This window comes from Pseudomonas sp. Q11 (assembly GCF_024494355.1).
GTDB classification, from domain to species: Bacteria; Pseudomonadota; Gammaproteobacteria; order Pseudomonadales; family Pseudomonadaceae; genus Aquipseudomonas; species Aquipseudomonas hefeiensis.
The window spans coordinates 1-7,554 of sequence record NZ_JAKNQY010000053.1 but is presented as its reverse complement, the minus strand read 5'-3'; the positions used below and the strand labels follow the sequence as shown (position 1 = coordinate 7,554).

Below are 7,554 nucleotides of genomic sequence, written 5' to 3'. Positions count from 1 at the left end.
CACCAGCTTCATGGCGGGCGCGAACGCCAGCGCCGCCAAGGCCTGCTGCTCAGCCGGTATGACTATGACGAACAGGGCCGGCTCAAGGCCCAGACGGTGTGGCAGAACCAGCAGCAACTGTTCTGGCGCGATTATGCCTACAGCGCCAATGGCAACCTGCAGTCCATTGCCGACAACCGCAACCGCCGCCATTACCAGTACGACCCGCTGGATCGCCTGATCGGCATCGATTATTCCCACAGCGAGCCGCCAGAACACTTCGCCCACGACCCGGCCGGCAATCTGCTGATGCAGGACCGCCCCGGCCCGACCCGCCTCAAGGGCAACCGCCTGCTGATGGAGGGCGACCGCCACTACGACTACGACGCCTTCGGCAACCTGATCCGCGAACGGCGCGGCAAGACCCAGTGCCTCGTCAGCGAATACCGCTACGACAGCCAGCACCGCCTGATCGGTGTCACCACGGCGGACGGACGCGAAACGTCCTACCGCTACGACGCCTTCGGCCGACGCATCAGCAAGACCGCGGACGGCCTGACCACGGAGTTTTTCTGGCAGGGCGATCAGGTCGTCGCCGAAAGCAGCCCGCGCCACCACCGCAGCTACGTCTACGAACCGGGGACCTTCCGCCCACTGGCCCTGCTCGACGGCAAAGGCCGGAACGCCTGCCCGTTCTACTATCACCTTGATCACCTGGGCACGCCCCAGGAGCTGACCAACTACGGCGGCACAATCGTCTGGTCAGCGCGCTACAACGGCTACGGTAAAACCACCGAACGGGTCCACGGCGGCGGCGAACAACTTGAACAACCGCTGCGCTTCCAGGGCCAGTACTTCGACCCCGAAAGCGGCCTGCACTACAACCGGCACCGCTACTACAATCCTGAAACCGGCCGCTATTTGACGCCGGACCCGAGCAAACTGGCGGGTGGCCTCAACGGATATCGCTACACCCTGAACCCGACGGGGTGGGTGGATCCGTTGGGGTTGGTGGATTGTCCGGGGAAGGGCGGGTGCAGATCGGCGGTTGGGAGTCAGGAACCGGCGGCTAAGGTTGGGGTGGATGAGGGTGAGCCGGCGCTGCCGATGACGGCGGAGCGGCGGCGGGCGCGGATTGATGAGTTGGGGGAGGCAAATGCTAAGAGACGGGTGGTTGCTATGGAAGAAAAATACCGCATGCACACTGTTGAAAAACACAGTTCGGAAATATCAGACGTAGCGCTAAAGCAGCGTGCCATTAACGGTGCGAACCCGCACACGGGTGAAGTTCCCAAGGGAGCTAATGGAAGCCTAAGCTCCCAATTCAGCAACTGGCGAATTCATTTGAATGCGCTAAATAAAGCTATGACAAGAGAAAAGCTTGGACTGGATCCGTTTACTGGCGTGGACCACAAAAACGATAGAGTTGTCAGGCAGGAGTTACCGGGAGCAGGGCGTGGCTACAAACCAAATAAAAAAGATAAGCAAAATCCTAAGTTGAACGAGAATTTAAATTGGTTTGAAGTGAAGTTTAGTAAAGATGGCGAACCTTACACTGGATTTCCTACGGAGAAAAAATGATGCTGATGCACCCTTTTATAAATGAGGAGTTTGTTCCTGATCTGACGTGGTTTATTGGCCGATTTGATGTGTATGACCGTGAAGAAACACTCGGGGCAATACTAGAAGTCTACAATCCTGAGAATAAGCGTGACAGATCAGAGTTGATTGTTAAATATGGCCTGGATATAGAGTGCCTGTCCTATAGACATAAATATGTATTGGTGAGGTTTTTGGGTGACAAACTTAATGATCCGGATTTTGACTTTGAAAGTTTGTTTGAGATAGACGAAGATTGCGCGGGTAGCTGGCCTCGAGGGGAATGGTATAACTTAAAAAGTCCTAAAGAATTTCTTCAGGATGTTTATGTGTTGGCAAAAGAAACTTGGAAAGAAGATCTCAGAAAAGCCGCCCTTGAAGATCCATCTACGTGGTAGGCCAGAGGCCAGGGCCTGTAGGAGCTGTCGAGCGAAGCGAGGCTGCGATCTTTCCCCAGGCAGTTGAATCTCAAGTGAAAGATCAAAAGATCAAAAGATCGCAGGCTTCGCCTCCTACAAAATCCCGCGGGGGGAGCTCATCTTCACACCGACAACCCCAACCCAACCACAGCCTCTCGCCCGGCCAAACCATCAACCAAGTACACGCTCCCTCCCAAAATCTCCTTGGCATGATGCTTGGCCTGCGAAGCCAGCTCAGCCAACTGGCTCGCATCCAATTCCCCACAAGCCTCGGACCGCAGATGCACCACCCCAATCGACAGCGAGAGCAAGGCAAATTCCTGTCGAACGCCCTGCCGATTCAGCGCGGTGAAACAGCCGGCCTCCAGATGTTCAGGACGGTAGAAGCGCCGGCAATGGGTCTGGAAGTCGCTCAGTAGCTGATTCAGGCGTTTGCGCCAGTCTTCCGGGCCGAGGACCAGCAGGAAGTCGTCGCCGCCGATGTGACCGACGAAGTCGCGGCTGGGGTCGATGCGTTCGTTCAGGCATTGGGCCAGGCATAGGAGGACTTCGTCGCCGCGGCCGTAGCCGTAGATGTCGTTGAAGGGTTTGAAACTGTCGATGTCCACGTAGCAGATCACTGACTCCTGTCGTTGTTGCAGCAGGCGCGTCAGGCATTGCTGGATCGGCACGTTGCCCGGCAGCAGGGTCAGCGGGTTGGCGTAGCGGGCCTGTTGGATTTTCAGTTCGGTGATGAGCTTGAGCACGTCGATCACCCGGCCCAGGCCCAGGTAACTGCCGTTGAGGGTGATGATGAAGTCTTCTTCGATGCGTTGTCGGGCGCGGCTGGTGATGAGGCGGCTGACTTGTTGCAGCGACTGGTTCAGTTCCACCGCCAGGAAATCATCGCTCATCAGGCGGCTGATGGGTTTGCGGGCGAAGAGGTCGGTGGCGAAGGGTTTGAGCAAGGCATCCGAAAGGGAATGACGATGGACGATGCCGCAGGGCTGGTCCTGATCGTCCAGTACCGCCAGGGAGTTGAGGTTGGCCTGGCGCCGAAACGCCTCCAGCACGGTGGCCGTCGGCGTGTCGTGGGCCACTGCCGGTTGTTCGTTGAGCAGCGCCCCGAGGTCGTTGACTTCGTCGGTCAATGCCACCGCGCCGGCGTCCTGCCGGGGCATCAGCGCCCTGGCGTCACGGGAGGGCAGCTCCTGCGGCCGGGCGAGCAGATAGCCCTGAACCAGATCGACGCCCATCTCTATCAATACCGCCAGTTCTTCCGGCAGTTCGATTCCCTCGGCAATCACTTGGGCACGGGAAGCTCGGGCGATTTTCAGGATCGAGCCGACGAATTCGCGCTTGAGGGCGTCCTGATGGATGCCATCGATGAAGTGCCGGTCGATCTTCACATAATCGGGGCGCAATTCGGACCACAGCCGCAGGCTCGAATACCCGGCACCGAGATCGTCCAGGGCAATGGAGAAGCCCATGGCCCGGTAATGATGCAGGGCGGTTTGCAGGAGTTGGAAGTCGTCGATCGGCGTTTGTTCGGTCAGTTCGATCACCACCTGGCTGGGCGCAATGCCGAAGTCCTGCAGCAATTGCAGCGTGCGCCCCGTCTGGTGCGAGGATTCCAGCAGGGACTCGGGCGAGACGTTGAGAAACAGCTTGCCCGGCAGTTTCTGCTCATTGAAACGTTGGCAGGCGCTGCGTCGGCAGGCCAGTTCCAGCTCACTGAGACGCCCGGCCTGGCGGGCCACGGAGAGCAGGGCAATGGGCGAGTGCAGCGGGCTGTTGGACGGGCCTCGGGTCAGGGCTTCATAACCGACGATGCGCCGTTCGGAAAGGCAAATGATGGGTTGGAACAGGCTGTGTAAACCGCTTTGAGCCAGGATTGAACTCAAGGCACTCAGCTGTTCTGTCGTGGTCATGGCGTTCTCTGGCGATAAAAAAAGGACTGGGCGCCATCCGTTCAAAGAGGCGCCCGGTCCTGTATTTCACGACAGAATGATGTCAGTTTGATGACGCTCCGGGGAGCGTCAGCATTAAATGGCCATCATCTCAGTGCTTGGCAATCGCCGTGTTGAGTTTCAGGTAATCGAGGAGGATACGACCCGTCTCGCTCAGGTAGGCATCGTCTTCCGGTTTGGTTTTTTCCGGTTCGGCGATCAGGTCTTCATCCTCTTTCTTCAGTTCCTTGAGCGGCTCTTCACCCTTGGCTTTGCGCCGCAGGTTTTCCATGGTCAGTTGCTTGGCTTCGATGTCGGCATGCTGTGCGCGACGCTCGGCTTCGTTGAGGGTGACGGTTTTCTCCAGCATCAACTTCTGCGCCAAAGCCAACTTGTCGCGGATGAAGACAAACTCCGCGTCCTGGGATGTGCGAGCATCGTGATCGGACTTGAGTTGCGCCAGGAATGGCTTGAACGGATCCACGGCCGGCTTGATCGCAGGCCGGATGGTGTCCCACGGCATGGCCTCGGGCAGGGCGCTTTCACCGATTTCCTTGGTGTCGATGATCGACGGGTAGTCGATGTCCGGCAGCACGCCCTGATGCTGGGTGCTCTGGCCGGAAACCCGGTAGAACTTGGCCAGGGTCAGCTTCAGTTCGCCATGGTTGAGCGGCTGGATGGTCTGCACGGTGCCTTTGCCGAAGGTCTGGCCGCCGATGATCAGTGCCCGGTGATAGTCCTGCATGGCGCCGGCGAAAATTTCCGAGGCCGAGGCTGACAGGCGATTGACCAACAAGGCCATCGGGCCCTTGTAGAACGCACCCGGGTTTTCGTCCTCAAGCACATCCACGCGGCCATCGGCGTTACGCACGAGCACGGTCGGGCCCTTGTCGATGAACAGGCTGGTCAGTTCCGTGGCTTCCTGGAGGGAGCCGCCGCCGTTGTTGCGCAAGTCGATGACGACACCGTCGACTTTTTCCTTCTGCAACTCGGTCAGCAGTTTCTTCACGTCGCGCGTGGTGCTCTTGTAGTTCGGATCGCCGGCGCGGAAGGCCTTGAAGTCCAGGTAGAAGGCCGGGATCTCGATCACACCGAGCTTGTAGTCCTTGCCGTCCTGTTTCAGTTTGAGGACGGATTTTTTTGCAGCCTGCTCTTCCAGCTTCACCGCTTCACGGGTGATGGCCACGACTTTGCTGGTCTGGTCGTTCGGCGCATTGCTGGCCGGGATGACTTCCAGGCGCACCACCGAGCCTTTCGGGCCGCGGATCAGCTTGACCACTTCGTCCAGGCGCCAGCCGACCACGTCGACCATTTCCTTGTTGCCTTGGGCGACACCAATGATCTTGTCCGCCGGGCCAACCTGTTTAGTCTTGTCGGCAGGCCCTGCCGGCACCAGGCGCACGATCTTCACTTGATCGTTGTCGCTCTGCAGCACCGCGCCGATGCCTTCCAGGGACAGGCTCATGTTGATGTCGAAGTTTTCCGCATTATCTGGCGACAGATAGTTGGTGTGCGGGTCGTAGGACATGGCGAAGGTATTGATGTACGCCTGGAAGATATCCTCGGCGCGAGTCTGGTCCAGACGGGCCAATTGGTTCTTGTAGCGCTTGGTCAGGGTTTCCTGGATCTGCTTGGAGTCCTTGCCGGCGATCTTCATGCGCAGCACTTCGTCCTTGACGCGTTTGCGCCACAGGTCGTCAAGTTCAGCGGTACTTCTGAGCCAGGCGGCGTCCTTGCGATCAACCTGCAAGGTTTCCTTGGTATTGAAGTCGATCTTGTCGACGCCTTTGTTCAACTCGGCAAGGGCGTAATCCAGACGCGCCTTCACGCGGTCCAGGTAGCGCTTGTAGATGGTGAACCCGGCGTTCAGGTCGCCGCTCTTGAGGAAGTCGTCGAACTGGGTTTTCCACTTGTCGAATTCAGCCACGTCGCTGGCCAGGAAATAGCTGCGCGAGGGATCAAGCAGCTTCAGGTAACTGTCATAGATGATGATCGAACGCGCGTCATCGAGTGGCGGCTTGCTGTAGTGATGGCGCTTGAGCAATTCAACGACGTTCAGGCTGGCAATCACCTCGTCGCGATCGGGCTGAAGCTTGTCCCAGCTATTGGCTGCGAACGTATCGTTCGACAGCGGCAACAGACCGAGGCCAATGACAAGCGCGAGGGCGGTGCTGGGGAACAGGTGCTTCATGCTGATTCGACGCAGGGACAATTGATAACGCATATTAGGCCGTCTTTGAAGTCGCCGGTTCCATGTGGCCCGGGCGCATAATGCAAGAAAGCCCGGCGTTACAGCAGCGGGCCCAGTCGAGACTCACTATGGAGGCACCGTGAAAGCATTGCAAGGCGTTGAAGGCCAAGTGGTATGGGCAGATGAGCCAAGTCCGACGTGTGATGTAGGGCAAGTTCGCATCCGCGTGGCGGCCGCCGGTCTGAATCGAGCCGATTTGTTACAAAAGGCCGGGCATTATCCGCCGCCGCCCGGTGCCAGCCAGGTACTGGGCCTGGAGTGTTCCGGGGTGATCAGCGAAGTCGGAGCAGGCTCCTCGTGGCAGGTGGGTGATCGCGTTTGCGCCTTGTTGGCCGGCGGCGGGATGGCCGAAGAGGTGGTGGTCGATGGCCGGCATGTCCTGCCGGTGCCTGAAGGTTTATCCCTGGCTGAGGCCGCCGCGCTGCCTGAGGTTTACAGCACCGCGTGGCTCAACCTGTTTCAGCTGGCTGCACTCAAACCGGGGGAGAAAGTGCTGCTGCACGCCGGGGCCAGTGGCGTCGGTTCGGCCGCGATCCAGTTGTGCAAGGCCTTCGGCAACCCGTGTTGGGTCAGTGTCGGTTCGGCTGATCGTCTGAGTTATTGCGAGGCGCTGGGAGCCCAGGGCGGCGTGGTACGCACCGATGGTCTCGAGGGCTTGAACGACTTCGCCCCCTTCGATGTGATCCTTGATCCGGTGGGCGCGAACTACGCCAAACTCAACGTGAAACTTTTGTCAGTTGACGGGCGCTGGGTGTTGATCGGCCTGATGGGCGGGCGCTCGACCGAACTCGATCTGGCGCAGGTGCTGGGCAAGCGTATCCAATTGCTCGGCTCGACCTTGCGCAGTCGTGACGATCAGTTCAAGGCCGACCTGATCAGTGAGCTGGGGCAGCAGGTGTGGCCGCTGTTCACCGACAAACGCCTGAGTCCGCAACTGGCCAGGACCTTTGCGATCAAGGATGCCGAAGCGGCGTTTGCGGAATTGGCGACCAATAAGGTGTCTGGGAAGTTGGTGTTGGTGATTGATGAGAACCTGAGCTGACTCCCGGAGCTGGGCGCGGACCTGTGGAAGCTGAGCTTGCTCGCGATAGCGGTGGGTCAGTTTGCATTGATGCTGAAAGTGCGGCTGCCATCGCGGGCAAGCCTTGCTCCCACATGGGTCGCGAGGGCTCAGGTATTCGATGTTTCACCACACATCCCCCTGTGGAAGCTGAGCTTGCTCGCGATAGCGGTGGGTCAGTTTGCATTGATGCTGAAAGTGCGGCTGCCATCGCGGGCAAGCCTTGCTCCCACATGGGTCGCGAGGGCTCAGGTATTCGGTGTTTCACCACAAATCCGCTGTGGGAGCAAAGCTTGCTCGCGATAGCGGTGGGTCAGT

5 protein-coding genes are annotated in these 7,554 nt (G+C 58.8%); 3 read left to right on the top strand and 2 right to left on the bottom strand.

Translation table 11 applies throughout. The features are described 5' to 3' along the window. A partial coding sequence (locus tag MA884_RS27565) for an RHS repeat domain-containing protein (protein ID WP_256233454.1) occupies positions 1–1,560 on the top strand: 1,560 nt, incomplete at its 5' end. Beyond that, positions 1,557–1,976, top strand: coding sequence for a hypothetical protein (locus MA884_RS27560; protein WP_256233453.1), 420 nt, complete (start codon positions 1,557–1,559; stop codon positions 1,974–1,976). The genes MA884_RS27565 and MA884_RS27560, both read left to right, overlap by 4 nt. A 143-nt stretch (positions 1,977–2,119) precedes the next feature. Here MA884_RS27560 and MA884_RS27555 read toward each other — a convergent pair whose 3' ends face one another. Both MA884_RS27555 and MA884_RS27550 read right to left on the bottom strand, forming a co-directional pair. Continuing rightward, positions 2,120–3,907, bottom strand: a complete 1,788-nt coding sequence (locus MA884_RS27555; RefSeq protein ID WP_256233452.1) for a bifunctional diguanylate cyclase/phosphodiesterase — start codon at positions 3,905–3,907, stop codon at positions 2,120–2,122. A gap of 130 nt (positions 3,908–4,037) precedes the next feature. Then, positions 4,038–6,116: a carboxy terminal-processing peptidase gene (locus MA884_RS27550; RefSeq protein ID WP_256233455.1), complete on the bottom strand. Its 2,079-nt coding sequence runs from the start codon at positions 6,114–6,116 to the stop codon at positions 4,038–4,040. 139 nt (positions 6,117–6,255) lie between these two features. Between MA884_RS27550 and MA884_RS27545 the strand changes: the two genes are divergently transcribed. Then, positions 6,256–7,218 carry a zinc-binding dehydrogenase gene (locus tag MA884_RS27545; protein ID WP_256233451.1) on the top strand — a complete coding sequence of 321 codons (963 nt, stop codon included), beginning with the start codon at positions 6,256–6,258 and terminating at the stop codon, positions 7,216–7,218. The last annotated feature ends 336 nt before the right edge of the window (positions 7,219–7,554 follow it).